Genomic DNA, 22,255 nt, shown 5'->3' with positions numbered 1-22,255 from the left:
ATGGGCATCTTCGAATACGCCCCCGCGCCCGAGTCGCGCGCGCTGGCCAACCTCAAGGACCACTACCGGCCGTTCATCGGCGGGGAGTTCGTGGACGGCTCCGGCGAGCCGCTCAAGACGATCAACCCGGCCACCGAGGAGATCCTCGCGGAGGTCGGCACCGCGTCGGTGTCCGATGTGGACACCGCGGTGAAGGCGGCGCGCAAGGCGTACACCTCGGTCTGGTCGAAGATGCCGGGCACCGAGCGGGCGAAGTACCTGTTCCGCATCGCCCGGCTGATCCAGGAGCGCTCGCGCGAGCTGGCCGTGCTGGAGTCGCTGGACAACGGCAAGCCGATCAAGGAGTCGCGCGACTCCGACGTGCCGACGGCCGCCGCGCACTTCTTCTACCACGCGGGCTGGGCCGACAAGCTCGACTACGCGGGTTACGGGCCGGACCCGAAGGCGCTCGGCGTGGCCGGCCAGGTGATCCCGTGGAACTTCCCGCTGCTGATGCTGGCGTGGAAGATCGCGCCGGCGCTGGCCACCGGCAACACCGTGGTGCTGAAGCCGGCCGAAACCACGCCGCTGACCGCGCTGGTGTTCGCCGAGATCTGCCAGCAGGCCGAGCTGCCGCCGGGCGTGGTCAACATCCTGCCGGGCGCCGGTGACATCGGAGCGTCCATTGTGGAGCACGCCGACGTCGACAAGATCGCGTTCACCGGCTCGACCGAGGTCGGCAAGCTGATCCAGCGCACCGTCGCGGGCACGCGCAAGAAGCTGACCCTGGAGCTGGGCGGCAAGGCGGCGAACGTGGTGTTCGACGACGCGCCGCTGGACCAGGCCGTGGAGGGGATCGTCAACGGGATCTTCTTCAACCAGGGTCACGTCTGCTGCGCCGGCTCGCGGCTGCTGGTGCAGGAGTCGGTGGCCGAGGAGGTGCTGGAGAAGCTGCGGTACCGCGTCTCCACGCTGCGCCTGGGCGACCCGCTGGACAAGAACACCGACATCGGCGCGATCAACTCGGCCGAGCAGCTGGCCAAGATCCGCGGCCTGGTGGAGTCCGGCGACGACGAGGGCGCGCAGCGCTGGACCAGCCCCTGCCCGGTGCCGGAGCGTGGTTTCTTCTTCGCCCCCACCGTGTTCTCCGAGGTGCACCAGTCGATGCGGATCGCGCGCGAGGAGATCTTCGGGCCGGTGCTGTCGGTGCTGACGTTCCGCACGCCGCAAGAAGCCGTGGCGAAGGCCAACAACACCCCGTACGGGCTCTCGGCCGGGATCTGGACCGACAAGGGCTCGCGCATCCTGTGGATGGCGAACCAGCTGCGGGCCGGCGTCGTCTGGGCCAACACCTTCAACCGCTTCGATCCCGCCGCGCCGTTCGGCGGTTACCAGGAGTCCGGGTTCGGCCGCGAGGGCGGGCGTGCGGGACTGGAGGCTTACCTCGATGTCTGAGTCGCGCATTTCCGTTGCCAAGACGTACAAGCTGTACATCGGCGGCAAGTTCCCGCGTTCGGAGTCCGGCCGGGTGTACCCGGTCACCGACCCGAAGGGCAAGTTCCTGGCCAACGCGGCGCACGCGTCGCGCAAGGACACTCGGGACGCGGTGGTGGCCGCGCGCAAGGCGTTCGGCGGCTGGTCCGGCGCCACGGCGTACAACCGGGGCCAGGTCCTCTACCGCGTCGCCGAGATGCTGGAGGGCCGGCGCGGCCAGTTCACCGCCGAGGTCGCCGCGTCCGAGGGGCTGTCCGACCGCAAGGCCGAGTCCCTTGTGGACACTGCCATCGACCGCTGGGTCTGGTACGCGGGCTGGACGGACAAGATCGCGGCCGTGCTCGGCTCGGCGAACCCGGTGTCGGGGCCGTACTTCTCGTTCTCCGTCCCGGAACCGACGGGTGTGGTGGGTGTGCTGGCGCCGCAGGAGTCCTCACTGCTGGGCCTGGTGAGCGTGCTCGCGCCGGTGCTGGCCACGGGTTCCACCGCCGTGGTCGTCTCCAGCGCCGAGCGGCCGCTGCCCGCGATCACCCTCTCGGAGGTGCTGGCGACGTCCGACCTGCCCGGCGGCGTCGCGAACATCCTCACCGGCCAAGCCGCCGAGCTGGGCCCCTGGCTCGCCTCGCACGGCGACGTCAACGCCCTCGACCCGACCGGCGCCTCGCCCGCCGACCGCGTGAAGCTGGCCCAGGAGGCGGCGGGCACGGTGAAGCGGGTCCTCACTGTTCCGGACGCGGAACCGGATTGGACGGTGCGGCCGGACCTCTCGCGCCTGCGCCCGTACCTGGAGACGAAGACCGTCTGGCACCCGATCGGCGTTTGAGGTTCAGCAGGCCCTGGCCCCGGCACGCGCCGGGGCCGGGGTTGACCAAGCACGACCGGGGGGACGACGACGATGGCCCGCGCCCGCAAACCGGTGTCCTACCAGCCGATCCCGCCGGACCTGGTGGCGCGGATCCGGCGCTCGGCCCTGCCCGTCGGGCTCGGGCTGCTGGGGCTGTCCATCGTCACGACCGTGGCGCTCGTCTTCGTCGCGGTCCGGTGGACGCCGCGGCTCCCGTTGACCGGGACGATGGTCGGGCTGCAGGCGGGAGCCGTCATCGAAGCGTTCATCGTCGCGGTGATCGTGCTGAGCCTGCCCGAGCACGTCGCGTCCGGGTACCTCGACCGGAACGCCGGCTTCGCCGCCCGGCGGAACGCGATCGTTTTCTGGCTCGCGGGGTTCGCCAAGACGGCGTTCAGCTTCGTCGTCCTGCCGCTGGCGCTGAGCATCAACTTCGACAAAGTCGACGTCGGGCTCGGCTTGTTCCTGGCCGGGCTGCTGCCCGCGCTGGCACTAGCCCTGTACGGCGGCTTCGCGGTGGCCTTCGTCCGGCGGGTGGTCCCCCGGCTCAGTTGATGTCGTGCCGTCCCAGCGCGCGGCCCGGCAGCGGGGTGCCCGGGTTGGCCTGGAGGCCGTCGATCATGATCGCGATGCAGCGGGCGGTGGAGACTTCCGCGATTTCCGGGCGGCGGGACTCCATCTGGCGTAGCAGCAGGGCGAACAGCATCGCCACGTCGCCCGCGCCGACGTCCGGGCGCAGGTCGCCCTCCTGCTGCGCGCCGCGGACCAGGGTGTCGACCTCGACCAGGAGGTCGTCGCGCAGCCGGGCGATCACCGGGTCGTCCTTGACGATCTCCAGCGCCTTCTTCGACAGCATCGCCAGCTGGATCGTCAGGTGCAGCTCCACGGACTGGTAGAGCAGCCGGACCAGCGCCTGCCAGGCCGTCGGCTCCTCGGCCATGGCCACCCGCGCGTCGTCGAGCACCCGGGCGAAGTTGTCGACCGCGACCGCGCGGATCAGAGCGTCACGGTCGGGGAACCGCCGGTAGAGCGTGCCGACGCCGACCCCCGCCGAGCGGGCGATCTCCTCCATCGGCACCTCGGGGCCGTACTCCCCGAAGATCACCCGCGCCGCCGCGATGATCTGGTCACGGTTGCGCCGCGCGTCCGCCCTCAAGGGAATCTGGGGGTCTGCGCTCATGGCCCCGCCCTTCCGCCTAGCCCATTCGGATCCACTACGAGCCCGAATTCTCGCATGGTCAGCGGTCGACGTACTGCGAACACGACCCGTCACCCCTTTGCTAGTGGACGAAGATATTCCACTTCGGTACCGTGGCCAATGAACCGGAATGTAGTCCTCCACATACGTTCCGTACAGGTTCAAACCGCACAAAGGGGACTCGAACATGACCGAAGTTGCCGAACCCGAAGTCGCCAGCTTCCCGATGACGCGCACCGACCCGTTCGCGCCGCCACCGGCGTACGAGCGGTTCCAGAAGGCCAGGGCCGAGCTCGTCGAGCTCGAATCCGGCCAGGAGGCCTGGGTGCTCACGAAGCACGAGGACGTCCGCGCCATGCTGAACGACGCCAGGTTCAGCTCCGACCGGTTCAACCCCGGCTTCCCGAACCTCTTCCGGAACGTGCAGCAGCAGAAGCCGGGCGAGCGCCGGCTCAAGCCGTCGCTGATCAACATGGACCCGCCGGAGCACGGTCCCGCCCGCCGGGCCGTGGTGGGCGAGTTCACCGTCAAGCGGATGAAGGCCCTGCAGCCGCGCATCCAGGAGATCGTGGACGAGTGCATCGACGGGATGCTGGCCGGCGACCAGCCCGCCGACCTGGTCTCGGCGCTGTCGCTGCCGGTGCCCTCGCTGGTGATCTGCGAGCAGCTCGGCGTCCCCTACACCGACCACGACTTCTTCCAGTCGCACAGCAGCCGGCTGCTCAACCGTGACGCGACCGGCGAAGAGCGCCTGGCGACCGTGGAAGCGCTGCGCGACTACCTCGGCGAGCTGGTCGAGAAGAAGGAGGCGGCCCCCACCGACGACCTGCTCGGCCGCCAGATCGTGAAGGGCCGCGAAGAGGGCAACTACGACCGCGAAGCCCTCGTCGCGATGGCCTTCCTGCTGCTCATCGCCGGGCACGAGACCACGGCGAACATGATCTCGCTCGGCACCGTCGCGCTGCTGGAGCACCCCGGGCAGCTCGAGGTGGTCAAGGCCGACCCGAGCAAGACGCTCGACGCCATCGAGGAACTGCTGCGCTACTTCACCATCGCCGAGTTCGCCACCACGCGCGTCGCGACGGCGGACGTCGAGATCGGCGGCGTCACCATCCGCGAGGGCCAGGGCGTGCTGGGGCTGAGCCACGCCGCGAACTTCGACGGCGAGGCGTTCCCCGAGCCGGGCAAGCTCGACATCACCCGCGGCGGCCGCCACCACGTCGCGTTCGGCTTCGGCGCCCACCAGTGCCTCGGCCAGAACCTCGCGCGGATGGAGCTGCAGATCGTGTTCGACACGCTGTTCCGCCGCATCCCCACGCTCAAGCTGGCCGCCCCGGTCGCCGAGCTGGCGTTCAAGCACGACTCCGCGATCTTCGGCATCCACCGCCTGCCCGTCACCTGGTGAGGGGAAAGCCATGACCACGATGGAAGAGCTCCCGATCGCCCGGTCTTCCCCGTTCGCGCCGCCCGACGAGTACACGGCGACGCGGGAGCAGGACCCGATCCACCGGGTGCGGATCCCGGACGGCAAGCAGGCCTGGGTGGTCTCGCGGCACGAGGACGTGCGGGCCGTGCTCAACGACCCGCGGTTCTCCGCCGACCGGTTCAACCCCGCCTTCCCGGCTCTGGTCAAGGGCGGCCAGGTGCTGCGCCGCTCCGAGTCCGAGCGCACGATGCTCGCGATGGACGCGCCGCAGCACGGGCCGGCGCGCAAGGCGGTGCTCGGCGAGTTCACCGTCAAGCGGGTCGCGGAGCTGAAGCCGCGGATCCAGCAGATCGTCGACGAGCTGATCGACGAGATGCTGGCCGGCCCGAAGCCCGCCGACCTGGTCGAGCTGCTCGCGCTGCCGGTGCCCTCGCTGGTGATCTGCGAAATGCTCGGCGTCCCGTACGCCGATCACGAGTTCTTCCAGGAGAACACCAAGAAGCTGATCAGCCGCAAGACCAGTCAGGAAGACCGGCGCACGGCCCTGGACAACGTCACCGGCTACCTCGGCGACCTGGTCACCGCGAAGGCGGCGAAGCCGGGTGACGACCTGATCAGCCGGCAGATCGCCAAGCACCAGGCGGAAGGCACGTACGACCACACGGCGCTGACGAGCCTTTCATTCCTGCTGCTGGCGGCCGGGCACGAGACCACGGCGAACATGATCTCGCTCGGCACCATGGGTCTGCTGGAGCACCCCGAGCAGCTGGCCGCGATCAAGGCGGACCCGGGCAAGACGCCCGTCGCCGTCGAGGAGCTGCTGCGGTACTTCTCCATCGTCGACAACACCACGCGGCTGGCCAAGGAGGACGTCGAGATCGGCGGCGTCACCATCAAGGCCGGCGAGGGCGTGGTGGCGATGACCTACGCCGCGAACTGGGACCCCGGGGTGTTCGCCGGCTCCGAAGCGTTCGACATCGAGCGCGGCGCGCGCCACCACGTCGCCTTCGGTTTCGGCCCGCACCAGTGCCTCGGCCAGAACCTGGCCCGCACCGAGCTGCAGATCGTTTTCGACACCCTGGTCCGCCGCGTGCCCACGCTGGCGCTGGCGGCCCCGGTCGGCGAACTGCCCTTCAAGAACGACGCGTTGATCTACGGCCTGTACCGGCTGCCGGTCACCTGGTGAAGGAGGAGCGATGACAACGATCGAAGAAGTGAAGTTCCCGCTCTCGCGCACGAGCCCGTTCGCACCGCCGGAGCTGTACACGCAGATCCGCGAGGAGCAGCCGATCACCCGCGTGCGGATCCCCAACGGCGAGCACGCCTGGCTGATCACCCGGCACGAGGACGTCCGCGCGGCCCTCAACGACCGGCGGTTCTCCTCCGACCGGTTCGACGACCGGTTCCCGATCCTGGTCGAGGGCGGCAACGCCTTCCGCCGCAACCAGGCCGAGCGGTCGCTGATCTCGATGGACGCGCCGGAGCACGGCCCGGCGCGCAAGGCGGTGCTCGGGGAGTTCACCGTCAAGCGCGTGAACGCGCTGCGGCCGCGGATCCAGGAGATCGTCGACGGGCTGATCGACGAGATGCTCGCCTCCCCCGGCCCGGTGGACCTGGTGGAGATGCTCTCGCTGCCGGTGCCCTCGCTGGTGATCTGCGAACTGCTCGGCGTGCCGTACGAGGACCACGACCTGTTCCAGAAGGACACCGCGAAGCTGCTCAAGCGGAACCTGCCGTTCGAGGAGCGGACGGCGGCGTCCGACCGGGTGCGCGCGTACCTGCGGGACCTGGTCATCTCGAAGGAGGCCGACCCGGGTGACGACCTGGTGGGCCGGCAGATCGTCAAGCTGCGGGAAGAGGGCACCTACAGCCGCGACGGCCTGGTGGGGCTGACGTTCCTGCTGCTGCTGGCCGGGCACGAGACCACGGCGAACATGATCTCGCTGAGCACGGTCGCGCTGCTGGAGCACCCCGAGCAGCTCGAACTGGTCAAGGCCGACCCCGGCAAGACGCTGCACGCGATCGAGGAGCTGCTGCGCTACTTCACCATCGTCGACCTGGCCACCTCGCGGTTCGTGACCGAGGACGTCGAGATCGGCGGGGTCACCATCAAGGCGGGTGAAGGCGTGCTGCTGGTCGGGTACACCGCGAACTGGGACCCGCGGGTCTTCGAGGAGCCGGCCCAGCTCGACATCGAGCGCGGCGCGCGCCACCACGTCGCCTTCGGTTTCGGTCCGCACCAGTGCCTCGGCCAGAACCTGGCCCGGGCCGAGCTGCAGATCGTCTTCGACACCCTGTTCCGCCGGATCCCGGGGCTGAAGCTGGCCGCGCCGATCGAAGAGCTGCCCTTCAAGCAGGACGCGTCGATCTATGGCCTGTACCGGCTGCCGGTGACCTGGTAGAGATCAGAGTGCTCCCACCACGAGCCAGGAAGAGGAAGTCATGAAGATCATCGCGGACACCGGCAAGTGTGTCGGCGCCGGCCAGTGCGTGCTCACCGAACCCGCCCTGTTCGACCAGAGCGAGGACGACGGCACGGTCATCGTGCTGAACGAGACGCCGGACGGCGAGCTGGTGGACAAGGCCCGCGAGGCCGTCAACGTCTGCCCGAGCCAGGCCCTGTCGTTGCAGGAGTAGGCACTTCCGGACCGGCGAATCCGTCAAGGCCTCCTTACCCGCGTCGCACGCGGGTAAGGAGGCCTTGACGGATTTCTGGCGTCTCAGTTCAGGCGCAGTGACGTGCCGGGGTTGAACGCGTGGGTCTCGCCTTCGCCGCGCAGGGCGACGCGCACGTTGTCTCCGATCCGGGGCGGCGTGCGGCCGTCGACGCGGACCACGAACCGGTCGTCGCCGACCTTGCCGTGCAGGTAGGCGTCGGCGCCCAGCTCCTCGACCAGCTCCACCACCAGCTCGAAGCCGCCCTCGGCTTCACCGACCAGGCGCAGGGACTCCGGCCGGACGCCGAAGATCACCTCGGTCAGGTTGTCCGCGCGGGCGGCGGTCAGCGTGGCCGTCGGCAGCGGCACCACCAGGTCGCCGAGCTTGACCCCGCCCTCGGCCAGCGGCAGGGTCGCCAGGTTCATCGCCGGCGAGCCGATGAACCCCGCGACGAACGCGTTGGTCGGGTTCTCGTACAGCTCACGCGGCGCGGCGCACTGCTGGAGCACGCCGTCCTTGAGCACGGCCACCCGGTCGCCCATCGTCATGGCCTCGACCTGGTCGTGGGTCACGTAGATGGTGGTGGTGCCGAGGCGCTGCTGGAGCTTCGCGATGTTGGCGCGCGTCTCCACCCGCAGCTTCGCGTCCAAGTTGGACAGTGGCTCGTCCATCAGGAACACGCTCGGCTCGCGCACGATCGCCCGGCCCATCGCCACGCGCTGGCGCTGCCCGCCCGAGAGCGCCTTCGGCTTGCGCTCCAGGTACTTGGTCAGGTCCAGCATCGCGGCGGCCTCGGCCACTTTCGCGTCGATGTCCGATTTGGACACTCCGCGCAACTTGAGGGCGAACCCCATGTTGTCGGCCACGGTCATGTGCGGGTACAGCGCGTAGGACTGGAACACCATGGCGATGTCCCGGTCCTTCGGCGGCAGGTCGGTGACGTCGCGGTCGCCGATCCGGATGGCGCCCTCGTTCACGTCCTCGAGCCCGGCCAGCATCCGCAGTGCGGTGGACTTGCCCGAGCCGGACGGGCCCACCAGCACCAGGAACTCGCCGTCGGGGACGTCGAGGCTCAGCTTGTCGACGGCGCGCACGCCCGGGTTGCCGGGGTAGACCCGCGACGCCTGCTCATAACTCACTTCAGCGGACACAGTGTCTCTCCCTTACTTCACGGCGCCCATGGACAGGCCGCGCACCAGGTGGTTCTGCGCGATCCAGCCGACGATCATCACCGGCAGCGAGGCCAGCAGCGCGGCGGCGGACAGCTGGGCCCAGTACAGGCCCTCGCTGGTGATGAAGCTGACCAGGAACACCGGCACGGTGCCGGCCCGGGCAGCGGTGAGGTTGACCGCGTAGAAGAACTCCGTCCAGGAGAAGATCACGCAGATCAACGCGGTCGCGGCCACCCCGGGCGCGACCACCGGCATGATGATCTTGCGCAGCAGCGTCGGCAGGTTCGCCCCGTCGATCCGCGCCGCCTCGATCATCTCGCCCGGCACCTCCAGGAAGAACGAGCGCATCATCCAGATCGCCAGCGGCAGGTTCATCGCGGTGTACAGGATGATCAGCGCCCACACCGTGTCGAGCAGGTTGGTGTTCTGCGAGATCACGTACAGCGGGATGATCGCCGCGACGATCGGCAGCATCTTCGTGGAGAGGAAGAAGCTCAGCGCGTTCTTCGTGCCCTTCACCGGCGCCAGCGACAGCGCGTACGCGGCCGGGATGCCCAGCAGCAGCACCAGCAGCGTCGAGATGATCGTGACGAACGCCGAGTTCCCGAGGTAGGGCAGGAAATCGCCGTTCAGCACCCCGGAGATCTGGTCGAAGGTGGGCTTGAAGAACAGCTTCGGCGGATCGCTGTAGGCGTCGGACTCCTGCTTGAACGCGGTGAGGATCATCCACAGCAGCGGGAAGACGAACAGGATGGCCAGCACCCACGTGACGACGGTCAGCGAGCCCGCCCCGACGCGGCGCTTCGGCTTGCGCTGCGGCGGTTGTGAGCCCGTGCTGACGGGTGCGGTGGCGGTTGCGGTGGTCACTTCGTGCCTCCGTCCACGGAGAACGCCCGGAACATCAGCCGCAGGGCGAAGGTCGCGACGATCATGGTCAGGATGACCACGACCACGCCCATCGCCGAGGACTGGCCGATGTCGAAGCCCTCGAACGCGCGCTGGTAGATGTAGAACGGCAGGTTGGTGCTGGCCGTGCCCGGCCCGCCCTGGGTCATCAGGAAGATCGCGTCGAAGCTGTTCACGATGTAGATCGCGCCGAGCAGCGTGGCCAGCTGCAGGAACCGCGAAAGGTGCGGCAGCGTGATCGAGTAGAAGGTGCGCCAGCGGTTCGCCCCGTCCACCGAGGCGGCCTCCAGCACCTCCTTCGACTGGCTCTGCAGGCCGGCCAGGGTCAGCAGCATCATGAACGGCGTCCACTGCCAGACGATCTGCGCCATCACCGCGGCCAGCGGGAACTGCGAGAGCCAGTCGACGTCGGTGTGGAACACGAAGTGCAGCAGGCCGAACGTCGGGTCGAACATCGTGGTCTTCCACAGCAGCGCGCCGGCCGCCGGGAGGATCAGGAACGGCGTGATCAGCAGCGTCCGTACGAAGCCGCGGCCGGCGAACTTGCGGTCGAGCAGGATCGCCAGGCCGAGCCCGAGCAGCAGCGACACCAGCACGCACACCACGGTGAGGATCACGGTGTTCAGCAGCGCGCCGAGGAACGTGGTGTCGGTGAAGACGTCCACGTAGTTGCTGAAGCCGACGAAGTGCTGCGAGCCCGGCCGCACCAGGTTCCAGGACTGGAACGAGTAGTACAGCGTGAGCAGGAACGGGATCTGCGTGACCGCGATGACGAAGATCAGCGCGGGCAGCAGCGGCAGCCGCCGCTTCCCGGACTTGCTCGCCTCTTTCTTCGCCGGTGCGGACGTGGTTGCCGACGCGGTGCCGGCGGGGACCGAGAGAGTGCTCATCGGGCCACCTCCTGATAGGACTTGCCCACCGTCTCCGCGTACTTCTGCGACTGCGCGAGCGCGTCCGCCACGGAGGTCTGCCCGGCGATGGCCGCCGAGAGCTGCTGGCTCACCCGGGTGCCGAGGTCCTGGAACTCCGGGATCCCGACGAACTGGATGCCCGGGTAGGGCACGGGGTTGACCATGGTCTTCTGCTGGTTCGCGTTCGCGATGCCGTCCAGCGTCGGCTGCGCGTACGCCTTGGCCGCTTCCTTGTACTGCGGGATCTCGTACGTGGACTTGCGGGTGCCCGGCGGCACGCGGTTCCAGCCGTAGGTCTCGCCGACCTTCTTCGCGTACTCCTTGTCGGTCATCCACGCCATGAACTTCCAGGCGTCGTCCTTGTCCTTGGCCACCTTCGGGATGGCCAGCGACCAGGTGTAGAGCCAGCCGCTCGCCTGCGTCTTGTCGACGGGGGCCGGGGCGTAGCCGTTCTTCCCGACCACGAGGCTGGTGGACGGGTCCTCGGTGGTGCCGGTCATCGACGTGGCGTCGTACCACATCGCGGCGTTGCCTTGGGCGTACCGCGTGCCGCACTCGGTGAACCCGGCGCTGGAGGCGCCGACCTCACCGTGGTCGCGGACCAGGTTCACGTAGAAGTTCGCGGCCTTGGTGAACTCGGGGCTGGTCAGCTTGGCGTTCCAGTCCTTGTCGAACCACTGCGCGCCGAACGTGTTGGCGACCGTGGTGAAGGGCGCGAGGCTCTCGCCCCAGCCCGGCTTGCCGCGCAGGCAGATGCCCGAGACGCCGGTCTGCTTGTTGTCGAGCTTCGCGGCGTACGAGGCGATCTGGTCCCACGTGGGGTGCGCGGGCATGGTCAGGCCGGCCTGCTGGAAGAGGTCCTTGCGGTAGACCACAAAGGACGACTCCCCGTAGAACGGCACCGCGTACATCTGGTTCTGGTAGGACAGCGATTCCCGGATGCTCGGGATGAAGTCGGCCTCGTCGTAACCCGGGGTGGCCTGCATGTGCGGCTCGAGGTTCTCGAGCCAGCCGTTGGCCGCCCACTGCGGGGCCTCGTAGTTGCTGATCATCACCACGTCGAACTCGCCGCCCTGGGTGGCGGTGGAGGCGGTGATCTTCGCGCGGGCCTCGTTCTCCGGCAGGGAGACGAACTTGAGGTTCACGCCGGGGTTGTTCTTCTCGAACTCGCCCTTGAGCGAGATGGCGTCCTTCATCTGGGCGTTGGACACGATCGCGACGACCAGTGTCCGGCCACCGTTGCCGAGCGAGCCGGCTCCGGCGCATCCCGTCACGAACAGCGCTGTTGCGGCCAGGAGGCACAGGAGTTTACGCACGGCCACCTCCGGGGAGGACCTGGATCTTCAGTCCGGAGCCGCTGCGCATCTTGGCCAGCGCGTCCGGGTACTGCTCGAGCGGAAGGGTGTCGGTGATCAGGGCTTCGGTGTCGACATAGCCCTTGGCCACCAGGTCGAGCGCGTTGGCGTAGCTGTTCAGCACGGCCATCGAGCCGACGATGGTGATCTCGTCGTTGTAGATGCGGAACGGCGAGAGCGCCACGCGCGCCTCGGCCGGCGCGACGCCGAACACGAGCAGCCGTCCGCCGCGCCGCAGCGCGTCGAAGGCGGACTCGATGGCGGGCGCGGCCCCGGTGCAGTCCACGGCGGCGTCGTACAGCTCGCCGTCGAGCGCGGACACGTCCTCGGCCACGGCGGTGGCGCCGAGCCCGGTGGCGCGCGGCAGGCGGCCCGCGTTGCGGTCGACCACCGTCACTTCGGCGCCCGCACGCTGCAGCAGCTGCTGCATGATCAGGCCCATCGTGCCGGCGCCGACGACCAGGAACCGTTCGCCGGCCTCGACGCCGATGCGCCGCACGCCGTGCACGGCGCAGGAGACGGGCTCGACGATCGCGCCCTGCTCCCAGGTCATCGAGTCGGGCATCCGGTGGCAGGTGTCCGCGGGCACGGCGACGTACTCGGCGAACGCGCCGTCCACCGTGTCACCGGTCGCGTTCCAGTTGGCGCAGAGGTTCCCGTGCCCGGAGCGGCACGGCGTGCAGTATCCGCAATACAGCGAGGGGTCGACGGCCACGCGGTCGCCGACCTTCCACTCGGGCGGCACGTCCGCGCCGAGCTCGACGATCTCCCCGGCGAACTCGTGCCCGGGGACGATGGGATACGGGGTCGGCGGGAAGTGCCCGTCGGCGATGTGCAGGTCGGTCCCGCAGATCCCGCAGGCACCCACCTTCACGACGACCTGGCGCTCCCCGGGCTTCGGATCGGGAACGTCTCCGACCCGGATTTCGCCGGGCCGGTCCACGATCGCGGCGCGCATGCCTCATCCCCTTCCTGTTCGCTCATCTGAGCGACTGTGATCTATGGCTCAACTGACATGTGTAGAGCATTAGAGGTGTTTCTAGGGAGTTACGTCAACCTCTTCAGGTGTTTTTCAGGTTATAGTGCTCATATGAGCAGAAAGAAAGGGCAACCCCGCCTGACCGAGACGCTGGAGCTGGCCACCATGGCCCGGCGCTTCTACGTGCAGGGCCGCTCGAAGCTCGAGATCGCGGACGAGTTCGCCATCAGCCGGTTCAAGGTCGCCCGCATGCTGGACACGGCCCGGGAGAGCGGGCTGGTGCGCGTCGAGTTCGACCTGCCGGCGCCGGTCGACGTGGAGCTGTCCGACGAGCTGCGGCTGGCGTACGGGCTGGACCGCGTGCTGGTGCTCGAACGCACGGCGGCGAAGGAGCCCAAGGAGCTGGTGCGCAAGAAGGTCGGCGCGCTGGCCGCTCATCTGCTCGAAGAGATCGTCAGCTCGAAGGACGTGGTCGGCCTCTCCTGGGCCCGGTCGGTCAACGCCATGACCGAGTCCATCCGGACGCTGCCGCGCTGCCCGATCGTGCAGCTGTGCGGGGTGCAGGCCGGGATGGACATGCGGGGCCGGTCGGTCGAGACGGTCAGCCGCGTGACCGCGGTGTCCGGCGGCGACGCGTACCCGATCTTCGGCCCGCTGGTGCTGCCGGACCGCCGGACGGCCGAGACGCTGCGCCGTCAGCCGGGCATCGCGGAGACCTTCGGCCAGTTCAAGAACCTGACCAAGGCGGTGGTGAGCATCGGCGCCTGGCAGCCGGGCGAGTCCACCGTCTACGACGCGCTGGACGAAGCCGAGCGCGCCGCGATCGCCGCCCGCGGCGCGACCGCCGAGGTGGCCGCGCGGCTGTTCGACGCCTCCGGCAACGCCGTGTCGACCGGGCTGGCGCACCACGTCCTGGCGATCAGCACCGAAGACCTGCGCGCCGTCCCGGAGGTGATCGCCATCGGTTACAGCGAGCCCAAGGCCGCCGCCGTGGACGCCGTCCTGCGCTCGGGCATGGTCTCCACCCTCGTCACGGACGCCGCGGCGGCGGTGCCCCTGCTGGACCTGGTGGCGAAGACCCCGCTCCCGGCACCGCCGGCCACGTAGCCGCGGGCCATGCCTAGGTAATTCAGGTCTCGTGAGTGTTTATGACGGTTAGAACCGTCATAAACACTCACGAGTCCGCGGCTGCCTGGGCCGCCAGAACCGCGTCCCCGCATAGGCGGTGTGGGTGGGCTGACTCGGCGTGGTGAATGACGCTTCCGCCGCGCTGAGCGCAGGAAAGGGAGCTTTCGCTGCACTGTTCCTGGCCAGCATCAGCGGTCTCAGCGGTCGCAGCGGATGACGCTTAACCGCACTCAGTGCAGGAAAGCGTCATCCGCTGCACCCAGCAGCCATAGAGCCAGGCGATCCTCGCCCCCGCCTAGAGCTGGTTCACGTCCACGATCCGCACCACCGCGGCGCCCACCTCGTCCGAGGCCCGCAGGTCGACCTCGGCGCTGATGCCCCAGTCGTGGTCGCCGGCCGGGTCGTCGAAGATCTGGCGGACGCGCCAGAGGTCGGGCTCGGTCTCGATGAGCAGCAGCGCCGGGCCGCGGGCGTCCGGGCCGATGCCGAGGGTCTCGTGCTCGTCGAAGTAGTCCTCGATGGCGTCTTCCCACGCGTCCGCGTCCCAGCCGGCCTCGGCGTCCAGCTCGCCGAGCGCGTAGAAGTTGCGGCGGGCGGCCAGCTCCACGCGGCGGAACAACTCGTTGCGCACCAGCACCCGGAACGCGCGCTCGTTGCGCGTGACCCCGGGCGGCTCGGACGGCGGACGCTGCGAGACGGGGCCCTCCTCGCCCGGGTGTCGCAGGGCCTCCCACTCGTCGAGCAGGCTGGAGTCGACCTGGCGGACCAGCTCGCCCAGCCACTCGATGAGGTCTTGCAGCGCCTCGGTTTTCGCCTCGTCCGGGACGGTGTGGCGCAGCGCGTCGTAGGTGTCCGCGAGGTAGCGCAGCACCAGGCCCTCGGACCGGGCGAGCTGGTAGAACCCCACGTACTCGACGAAGTTCATCGCCCGCTCGTACATGTCGCGGACCACGGACTTCGGCGAGAGCTCGTAGTCCGCCACCCACGGGTGGCCCTGGCGGTAGGACTCGTAGGCGGCGGTGAGCAGTTCCTCCAGCGGCTTCGGGTACGTGACGTTCTCGAGCAGCTCCATCCGCTCGTCGTACTCGATGCCCTCGGCCTTCATCGCCTGCACGGCCTCGCCGCGGGCCTTGAACTGCTGCTGCGAAAGGACCGGCCGCGGATTGTCCACAGTGGATTCCACAACGGACACCACGTCCAGCGCGTACGACGGCGACTCCAGGTCCAGCAGTTCCACCGCCGCCAGCGCGAACGGCGAGAGCGGCTGGTTCAGCGCGAAGTCGAACTGCAGGTCGACGGTGAGCCGCACGATCCGGCCGTCCGAGTCCGGCTCGGGCAGCCGCTCGACCACGCCCGCGGTCAGCAGCGCGCGGTAGATCGCGATGGCGCGCAGGATCAGCTTGCGCTGCGCCGGGCGGTCGGAGTGGTTGTCCTCCAGCAGGTGCCGCATGTGCTCGAACGCGTTGCCGGGCCGCGAGATCACGTTCAGCAGCATCGAGTGGCTGACCCGGAAGCTCGACGTGAGCGGCTCGGGCTCGGCCGCGATCAGCCGGTCGAACGTGCTCTCGGTCCAGTTGACGAAGCCCTCGGGCGCCTTCTTCCGGACGATCTTCTTTTTCTTCTTCGGGTCGTCGCCCGCCTTCTCCAGTGCTTTGGCGTTCTCCACGACGTGGTCAGGCGCCTGCACCACCACGTACCCGTCGGTGTCGTACCCGGCGCGGCCCGCGCGGCCGGCGATCTGGTGGAACTCGCGCGCCTTGAGGTGCCGCTGCCGCACGCCGTCGTACTTGGTCAGCGCCGAGAACACCACCGTGCGGATCGGCACGTTGATGCCGACGCCGAGGGTGTCGGTCCCGCAGATCACCTTGAGCAGCCCGGACTGCGCCAGCGTCTCGACCAGCCGCCGGTACTTCGGCAGCATGCCGGCGTGGTGCACGCCGATGCCGTGGCGGACCAGCCGCGACAGCGTCTTGCCGAAGCCCGCGGAGAACCGGAAGTCGCCGATCAGCTCGGCGATCGCGTCCTTCTCCGCCTTGGTGGTCACGTTGATGCTCATCAGCGTCTGCGCGCGCTCGATCGCCGCCGCCTGCGAGAAATGCACCACGTACACCGGCGCCTGCCCGCCGTGGAGCAGCTCGGACATCGTCTCGTGCACCGGGGTCAGGGCGTAGCGGAAGGTCAGCGGCACCGGCCGCTCCGCCGAGGTGACCACCGCCGTGGTCCGGCCGGTGCGGCGGGTGAGGTCCTTCTGGAAGAAGGACACATCGCCGAGGGTCGCCGACATCAGGACGAACTGCGCGGAGTCCAGTTCGATCAGCGGGACCTGCCAGGCCCAGCCGCGGTCCGGCTCGGAGTAGAAGTGGAACTCGTCGGCCACGACCTGGCCCACGGGCGCGTCGGCACCGAGCCTTAACGCCATGTTCGCCAGGATTTCCGCCGTGCAGCAGATGATCGGCGCGTCGGCGTTGACCGAGGAGTCGCCCGTCATCATCCCGACGCTGTCCGCGCCGAAGATCTCGATGAGCTGGAAGAACTTCTCCGAGACCAGCGCCTTGATCGGCGCGGTGTAGAAGCTGCGGCGGCCGTGGGCCAGCGCGGTGAAGTGGGCGCCGACGGCCACCAGGCTCTTCCCGGAGCCGGTGGGCGTCGAGAGGATCACGTTCGCGCCGGAGACGACCTCGATCAGCGCCTCCTCCTGCGCCGGGTACAGCTGGATGCCCCGCTCGGCCGTCCACGCGGAGAAGGCTTCGAACAGGGCGTCGGGATCAGGATCCGCAGGCAGGAGGTCTGTGAGTGTCATCGCGGGACCCATCGTGCCATCCCTTCGCCGGGTCTTGGCGAGGGGCGATCGCGGCTGCTTGCCCAAACCCGTAGGCTTCGCGGTACCGCGCACCGACCGGGGGATACTTTCGGACGAGCGCGTACACGGGCGGAACTGCCGGAGGGTTCGCAGAATGGCACAGGACATCATCCCGATCGAGCTCGGACTGCCGCAGGGCGACGTGGTCACCCTGTGGGCGCCCCGGTGGCGGGAGGACGGCGAGGAGTGGGAAGCGTTCCTCGGCGACGAGGACGACCTGTACGCCTTCCCCGACGCCGCCCACCTGGCCGCCTTCGTGCGGACGTCCGAGCAGCACGACCTGCTGGACCACCCGGCGTGGGACGCGGTGCCGGCGCTGAACGTGCCCGAGCTGATCCCGGACGACGACCACTCCTACGACCTGGTCGGCGTGCCCGAGCTGGTCGCCGAGGAGCCGGACTCGTGGACCATCGCGGAGCTGGCCGAGATCGTCGGCATCGTCCGCTCGCTCGCCGACGTGTGCGAGCTGGAGGAGGTGCACGAGGTCCTCGACGCGTACGAGGGCTTCTCGCTGCTGGAGCAGGGCCGGCTGCCGTTCACCGGGCGTGAGGGCGAGGCGCTCTGGAACGACCTGTCGAAGGCCGTGTCCGAGAAGTGGGACATCGTGCTCGACGCGATCGACAACCTGGTCACGACGCCGGACGTCGACGCCGCGGTGCTGGAGCAGACGGCCGAGGAGCTGGCCGCGTTCCACGAGGAGTCGGCCGAGGCCGAAGCCGCGCAGCCCGAGGACCTCGAGGCCGTCGACGCGCCCGACTCCGACTCCGACGAGGAAGACGACGAGCCGGTCGGCTTCTGGGGCGAGGTCGGGATCGACCCGATCAAGATCGTCACCTCCGGCACGGAGTACTACACGCTGCGCTGCTACCTCGACGACAAGCCGCTGTTCCTGGGCAGCGACGGCGAGATCGACGTGTTCACCTCCGAGAAGGCGCTGCTCAAGGCCATCAAGGGCGGCACGGACCTGGCCGACACCGACATCGCCGAGGTGTCCACTTGGGACGAGGTGGTCGCCAAGGCCACCGCCGGCGAGCTCGAGGTCGAGGTCGACACCGAGAACACGTACGTGCTGGGCGGCCTCGACGCCGACATCGCCGAGGGCCCCGAGTCGATCGACGCGACCCAGCTGGAGCTGGCGGTCGAGCTGATCACCGACGCCGCCGACTGGGCGGGCGACGACACCGTCGAGGAAGCGCTGGCCGCGAACGAAAGCCTCGGCTGGCTGGTCTCCTTCGTGCTGCGCCCGGACCCGACGCGCCTCGAGCCGAGCGCGCCGTTCGACGCGGAGCAGAGCGCCTGGCGCAAGCTGGTGGAGTCGTTCGAGAACCGCCTCACGGTGGTCTGAACCTGAGGTTTTCCCCGGCCGGAGGCCGTCCCCGATCCCGGGGACGGCCTCCGGCTTTTTGGTACTGCTCAGTCGAAAACGCTGAAAACGACCTCGGCTTCGCGGCCGTCCGAGTACATCCGCCACGCCGCGTCCGCGATGGTGTCCGGATCGAGGGTGCGCCCGCCGAGGTCGCCGAACTCCGCCGGCTGGGCGGCCACCAGCCGGTGGATGTCACCGCGCTCAATCACACCCCCGATGGTCAGGCTCCCCGCGTACACGCCGGTGCCCTCGAGTCCCGCGTGGAGGGTCACGGCGTAGTTCCGCAGCGCTGCCGACGAAAGGGCGAGGGCGCCGAGCGCGGGCATCGGCCGGACCGAGCTGAGCCCGCCGGCGAACAGCAGCCCGCCGCGCCCGCGCTCGCGCATGCCGGGCAGCACCCGGCCGACCACGTCGACCGCCGGGTACACCCAGCTCATCGCCCGCGCGACGGCGGCGGAATCGGCCTCGGTGATGGGCCCGGGAAAGCTGTCCGGGTCGGTCGACGCGGGCCCGTAGTAGACGAAGTCGATGGTGCCGAACCGCTCGGTGATCGTGTCGAGGACGGTCAGCACGTCGGCCCGGACGTCGCCGGTGAAGGCCTCGGCGGTGATCCCGGCGTCGGCCAGGGAAACGAGGTAATCGGCGTGGCGGGTGTCAGTGCGCGAGACGAGCGCGACGTCGTAACCCGCCCGCCCGAACCGGTGGGCGACGGACAACCCGAGCCCGGGACCGGCCCCGAGGACAACGGCGGTCGGACGGCTCGCTTCAGCCATGGCGAATTCCTTCCCAGTAAGTCGAGGGTCACCTCGATTTCCCGGCCGACGCTATCACGAAACCCGAGGGTGTCCTCGACTTGTAGGATGGCCACATGGCCGCCGGATCCAAGCCGCTGCGGGTAGACGCCGCGCGCAACCGTGACAAGCTGCTCGCCGCCGCGACCCAGGCGTTCGCCGAGCACGGGCTCGACGCGCCGCTGGAGCCGATCGCGCGCGCCGCCGGCGTCAGCATCGGCACGCTGTACGCCCACTTCCCCACCCGCGAGGCCCTGTACGACGCGATCCTGCCCGCGCAGCTGGCCGCGTTGGACGCGATCGCCACCCAGGCTTGGGCCGAGCCGGACCCGTGGGTGGGCTTCGTCCGGTTCGTCGAGGGCCTGTTTTCCACCCAGGCCAAGGACCACGGCCTGAACGACGCGCTCGCCCGGAGGCTCCCGCTCAGCCCCGCCGTCCTCGATGCCTGCCGTCTGGGCTTCCAGCACGCCGAGCGCATCCTCACCCGCGCGAAGGCCGCCGGTGAGCTGCGCCTCGACTTCGAGCCGTCCGATCTGGCCGCACTGGCCACCGCGATGTCCCAGCTGATCCACGAATCGATCAGCACCACTCCGGACGCCTGGCGCCGGCACCTGGCGTTTTTCCTCGACGGGCTCAGGGCTTCCGCCGCCCGGGCCCGCTGAGCCGTCAGTCCGTTTCGGACTCCGCGCGGACCGGGACCACGGCGATGGCCACCGCCGGGAAGATCGCCGCGACGCAGAAGGCCAGCGCGTACCGGCTGTCCCCGATGACCAGGCCCAGCAGCGGCGGGGTGAGCGAGGCCGCGATGTTCTGCGCGGTGTTCTGCGTGCCCATCGCCCGGCCCGACCACGCGACGCCCGCCAGCTCGGCCGACGCGGTGAAGCCGAGGCCGTTGTCGGCGACCGTGATCACCGCGGCGAGGACCAATGCGAGCAGCACGAGCCACAGCCAGCTCACGTCGCCGACCGCGACCAGCAGCATCACCAGCACACTCGCGACGGCGAGCTGGCGCATCGGCCGCAGCCGGCTGCCGACGCGGTCCGACCAGTAACCCGAGCCCAGTCGTCCCGCCGCGCCCAGCACCTGGGCCACCGCGAGGAAAACACCGGCCCCCGACGGGCTCCAATGCTGTTGCGAGACCAGGTACACCGGCGCGAACGCGGACACCGCGAACTGCGGCACCACCAGCAGCGCGCTCGCCCCGTGCACCCGCCACAGCCAAGGCTTGCGGTACGGCGAAGGCGGCTTCTCCCCCGCGGCCGCGCGCGGCGGGCGCGGCGGGTCGACCACCAGCGCGGCGACCAGCAGCGCGACCAGGATCGCCAGCACCGCCGGCAGCAGCATCGCGGCCTGGAAGCCCCAGTGCGCGGCGATCGGCGGCAGCCCCAGCGCGGCCACGCCCACGCCGAGCGGCTGCGCCGTCTGCCGGATGCCCATCGCGACGCCGCGCTCGGACTTCGCGAACCAGCCCATCACGACCCGGCCGCTCGCCGCGTTCACCGAGGCCGTGCACGCTCCGGCTACAAGAAAGACCCCAAAGAGTAGGCCAACCGGGTGATGCCACACAGCGGCGTACACCAGGAGTAATCCCGAAACCCCCAGCCCGAGTGCCATGATCAGCCGCTCTCCGTAACGGTCCGCAGCCGCGCCCCACGCGATCAGGGTCAGCAGGAGCCCGATGCTCGGCGCCGCGACGACCGTGCCCGCCTCGGCGAGCGACAGCCCGTCGGCCGCGCGCATCGCGGGCACCAGGAACGGCAGTCCATAGAGGAACGAGCAGCTCGCGGTCTGCGCGGCGAGGCCGAGCGCGAGGATGAGCCACCGCCGAGAACTGGGCTTTTCTCGTACCGTGTCACCTGCCGCGACCTGCGCCATGTTCGTCACCGTCTCAAAATATGGGAATCAATTCCTACATCGTGAACATTAGTTGGCCATGCTAAAGGACGCAACCGCCGTTCTGGCGATCACGTCCGGGAGCAGCAGAACTCAGCCCAGCGCGGCGTACCCGGGCTTGATCACGTCGTTGATCAGCGCGAGCCGGGAGTCGAAATCGAGGAACGCGGATTTCATCGCATTGATCGTGAACCAGCGCAGATCGTCGAGGCCGAACCCGAACGTGGAGGTCAGCGCCTCGAATTCACTGGTCATCGTGCACCCGCTCATCAGCCGGTTGTCGGTGTTCACGGTGACCCGGAAGTGCAGCCGGGCCAGTTGCCCGATCGGGTGCTCGGGCAGCGAGGGCACGGTGCCCGTCTGGACGTTCGACGTCGGGCAGATCTCCAGCGGTATCCGGCGGTCCCGCACGTAGCTCGCCAACCGTCCAAGGTGGACCGTTCCGTCCGAATCGGTCTTGATGTCCTCGACGATCCGCACGCCGTGCCCGAGCCGTTCCGCGCCGCAGTGCTGGATCGCCTCCCAAATGGAGGGCAGGCCGAACGCTTCGCCGGCATGAATAGTGAAATGCGCATTGTTCTGGCGCAAATACTCGAATGCGTCCAGATTGCGGGTCGGCGGGAATCCGTCCTCCGGCCCGGCGATGTCGAAGCCCGCCACGCCGGCGTCGCGGTAGCGCACCGCCAGCTCGGCGATCTCGAGCGAGCGGGCGTGCTGGCGCATCGCGCAGAGCAACGTCCGGACGACGATCCGGCCCCCCGCGGCGGCCACGCGCCGTGTTCCCTCGGCGAACCCCTCCTGCACAGCCTCAACCACCGCATCGAGTGACAGGCCGCGTTCGACGAACAGCTCCGGCGCGTACCGCACCTCGGTGTAGGCCACGCCGTCGGCGGCCAGGTCCTCGACCGCCTCGGCCGCCACCCTGACCAGCGCGTCCTCGGTCTGCATCACCCCGCAGGTGTGGGCGAACGTCTCCAGGTAGGACACCAGCGAGCCCGAGTCGGCCGCCTCACGGAACCAGCGGCCGAGCGCGCCGGCGTCGGTCGTCGGCAGGCCGGCGTACCCGGTCGCTTCGGCGAGTTCGACCACGGTGGCGGGCCGCAGGCCGCCGTCCAGGTGGTCGTGCAGCAGGACCTTGGGGGCCCGGCGCAGGGTTTCCGCGCCGAGCGGGGTTACATCTGACATGCCTCAACGGTAACCTCGTTGTCATTCCCCTACATGGCCCTAACTTCCCACCCCGAGGCAACCCTCAGCTTTGTCGATCAAGGATCGAATCGGCCATCCGGGTAGCGCGG

General features: G+C 69.3%; 20 protein-coding genes. 10 read left to right on the top strand and 10 right to left on the bottom strand.

The window, feature by feature from the left end; genetic code table 11:
• The 3 genes from OG371_RS20075 to OG371_RS20065 all read left to right on the top strand — a co-directional run bounded on the left by OG371_RS20075 (window position 1) and on the right by OG371_RS20065 (window position 2,872).
• On the top strand, window positions 1-1,434 hold the full coding sequence (locus OG371_RS20075; RefSeq protein ID WP_329071390.1) for an aldehyde dehydrogenase family protein: 1,434 nt from the start codon (window positions 1-3) through the stop codon (window positions 1,432-1,434).
• On the top strand, window positions 1,427-2,296 hold the full coding sequence (locus OG371_RS20070; protein WP_329071387.1) for an aldehyde dehydrogenase family protein: 870 nt from the start codon (window positions 1,427-1,429) through the stop codon (window positions 2,294-2,296). The genes OG371_RS20075 and OG371_RS20070 overlap by 8 nt, the downstream gene beginning before the upstream one ends.
• Before the next feature lie 72 nt (window positions 2,297-2,368).
• Window positions 2,369-2,872 (top strand): hypothetical protein, encoded by a 504-nt coding sequence (locus OG371_RS20065; RefSeq protein ID WP_329071385.1) that lies wholly within the window; start codon window positions 2,369-2,371, stop codon window positions 2,870-2,872.
• Here the strand turns inward: OG371_RS20065 and OG371_RS20060 are convergent.
• The gene (locus tag OG371_RS20060) at window positions 2,865-3,497 is read right to left on the bottom strand and encodes a TetR/AcrR family transcriptional regulator (protein ID WP_329071383.1); all 633 of its coding nucleotides are present in this window, start codon (window positions 3,495-3,497) and stop codon (window positions 2,865-2,867) included. The genes OG371_RS20065 and OG371_RS20060 overlap by 8 nt on opposite strands.
• A 205-nt stretch (window positions 3,498-3,702) precedes the next feature.
• Here OG371_RS20060 and OG371_RS20055 point away from each other — a divergent pair, with 205 nt between their 5' ends.
• Genes OG371_RS20055 through OG371_RS20040 form a run of 4 tightly spaced genes read left to right on the top strand, consistent with a single transcriptional unit; the run spans window position 3,703 to window position 7,578 of the window.
• Window positions 3,703-4,920, top strand: coding sequence for a cytochrome P450 (locus OG371_RS20055; protein WP_329071380.1), 1,218 nt, complete (start codon window positions 3,703-3,705; stop codon window positions 4,918-4,920).
• 10 nt (window positions 4,921-4,930) lie between these two features.
• Window positions 4,931-6,127, top strand: a complete 1,197-nt coding sequence (locus OG371_RS20050) for a cytochrome P450 (RefSeq protein ID WP_329071378.1) — start codon at window positions 4,931-4,933, stop codon at window positions 6,125-6,127.
• Window positions 6,128-6,137: 10 nt separating this feature from the next.
• A complete protein-coding gene (locus tag OG371_RS20045) occupies window positions 6,138-7,343 on the top strand; it encodes a cytochrome P450 (RefSeq protein ID WP_329071376.1) in 1,206 nt (401 codons plus the stop codon).
• Between the two features lie 40 nt (window positions 7,344-7,383).
• The gene (locus OG371_RS20040; protein ID WP_091624110.1) at window positions 7,384-7,578 is read left to right on the top strand and encodes a ferredoxin; all 195 of its coding nucleotides are present in this window, start codon (window positions 7,384-7,386) and stop codon (window positions 7,576-7,578) included.
• Between the two features lie 83 nt (window positions 7,579-7,661).
• Here the strand turns inward: OG371_RS20040 and OG371_RS20035 are convergent, their stop codons facing one another.
• The 5 genes from OG371_RS20035 to OG371_RS20015 form a co-directional block, all read right to left on the bottom strand.
• A complete protein-coding gene (locus OG371_RS20035) occupies window positions 7,662-8,750 on the bottom strand; it encodes an ABC transporter ATP-binding protein (RefSeq protein WP_329071374.1) in 1,089 nt (362 codons plus the stop codon).
• A 12-nt stretch (window positions 8,751-8,762) separates the two neighbouring features.
• The gene (locus tag OG371_RS20030; RefSeq protein WP_091624348.1) at window positions 8,763-9,551 is read right to left on the bottom strand and encodes a carbohydrate ABC transporter permease; all 789 of its coding nucleotides are present in this window, start codon (window positions 9,549-9,551) and stop codon (window positions 8,763-8,765) included.
• Between the two features lie 83 nt (window positions 9,552-9,634).
• Window positions 9,635-10,567, bottom strand: a complete 933-nt coding sequence (locus OG371_RS20025) for a carbohydrate ABC transporter permease (protein ID WP_329071372.1) — start codon at window positions 10,565-10,567, stop codon at window positions 9,635-9,637.
• Window positions 10,564-11,904, bottom strand: a complete 1,341-nt coding sequence (locus OG371_RS20020; protein ID WP_329071370.1) for an ABC transporter substrate-binding protein — start codon at window positions 11,902-11,904, stop codon at window positions 10,564-10,566. The genes OG371_RS20025 and OG371_RS20020 overlap by 4 nt, the downstream gene beginning before the upstream one ends.
• Entirely contained in the window at window positions 11,897-12,901 is a 1,005-nt protein-coding gene (locus tag OG371_RS20015) for a zinc-dependent alcohol dehydrogenase family protein (RefSeq protein WP_329071368.1), read from the bottom strand. The genes OG371_RS20020 and OG371_RS20015 overlap by 8 nt, the downstream gene beginning before the upstream one ends.
• Before the next feature lie 132 nt (window positions 12,902-13,033).
• On the opposite strand from OG371_RS20015, the gene OG371_RS20010 reads away from it, so the two are divergent.
• Window positions 13,034-14,029, top strand: coding sequence for a sugar-binding transcriptional regulator (locus OG371_RS20010; RefSeq protein WP_329071365.1), 996 nt, complete (start codon window positions 13,034-13,036; stop codon window positions 14,027-14,029).
• 316 nt (window positions 14,030-14,345) lie between these two features.
• On the opposite strand, the gene OG371_RS20005 is transcribed toward OG371_RS20010, so the two are convergent.
• Complete coding sequence (locus OG371_RS20005) at window positions 14,346-16,850, bottom strand: DEAD/DEAH box helicase (RefSeq protein WP_329071363.1); 2,505 nt, start codon at window positions 16,848-16,850, stop codon at window positions 14,346-14,348.
• Window positions 16,851-17,004: 154 nt separating this feature from the next.
• Between OG371_RS20005 and OG371_RS20000 the strand changes: the two genes are divergently transcribed.
• Window positions 17,005-18,255 carry a primosomal protein gene (locus OG371_RS20000; protein ID WP_329071361.1) on the top strand — a complete coding sequence of 417 codons (1,251 nt, stop codon included), beginning with the start codon at window positions 17,005-17,007 and terminating at the stop codon, window positions 18,253-18,255.
• Window positions 18,256-18,323: 68 nt separating this feature from the next.
• On the opposite strand, the gene OG371_RS19995 is transcribed toward OG371_RS20000, so the two are convergent.
• Window positions 18,324-19,049, bottom strand: coding sequence for an SDR family NAD(P)-dependent oxidoreductase (locus tag OG371_RS19995; protein ID WP_329071359.1), 726 nt, complete (start codon window positions 19,047-19,049; stop codon window positions 18,324-18,326).
• Window positions 19,050-19,144: 95 nt separating this feature from the next.
• On the opposite strand from OG371_RS19995, the gene OG371_RS19990 reads away from it, so the two are divergent.
• Window positions 19,145-19,729, top strand: a complete 585-nt coding sequence (locus tag OG371_RS19990) for a TetR/AcrR family transcriptional regulator (protein WP_329071357.1) — start codon at window positions 19,145-19,147, stop codon at window positions 19,727-19,729.
• Between the two features lie 4 nt (window positions 19,730-19,733).
• On the opposite strand, the gene OG371_RS19985 is transcribed toward OG371_RS19990, so the two are convergent.
• Together OG371_RS19985 and OG371_RS19980 are read right to left on the bottom strand one after the other, a co-directional pair.
• The gene (locus OG371_RS19985) at window positions 19,734-20,942 is read right to left on the bottom strand and encodes an MFS transporter (protein WP_329073189.1); all 1,209 of its coding nucleotides are present in this window, start codon (window positions 20,940-20,942) and stop codon (window positions 19,734-19,736) included.
• 111 nt (window positions 20,943-21,053) lie between these two features.
• A complete protein-coding gene (locus OG371_RS19980; RefSeq protein WP_329071355.1) occupies window positions 21,054-22,145 on the bottom strand; it encodes an adenosine deaminase in 1,092 nt (363 codons plus the stop codon).
• Window positions 22,146-22,255 lie beyond the last annotated feature (110 nt).

The organism is Amycolatopsis sp. NBC_01480 (genome assembly GCF_036227205.1).
GTDB lineage: Bacteria > Actinomycetota > Actinomycetes > Mycobacteriales > Pseudonocardiaceae > Amycolatopsis.
The sequence above is the reverse complement of the archived record's forward strand: the minus strand, read 5'-3'. Positions and strand labels throughout refer to the sequence as shown.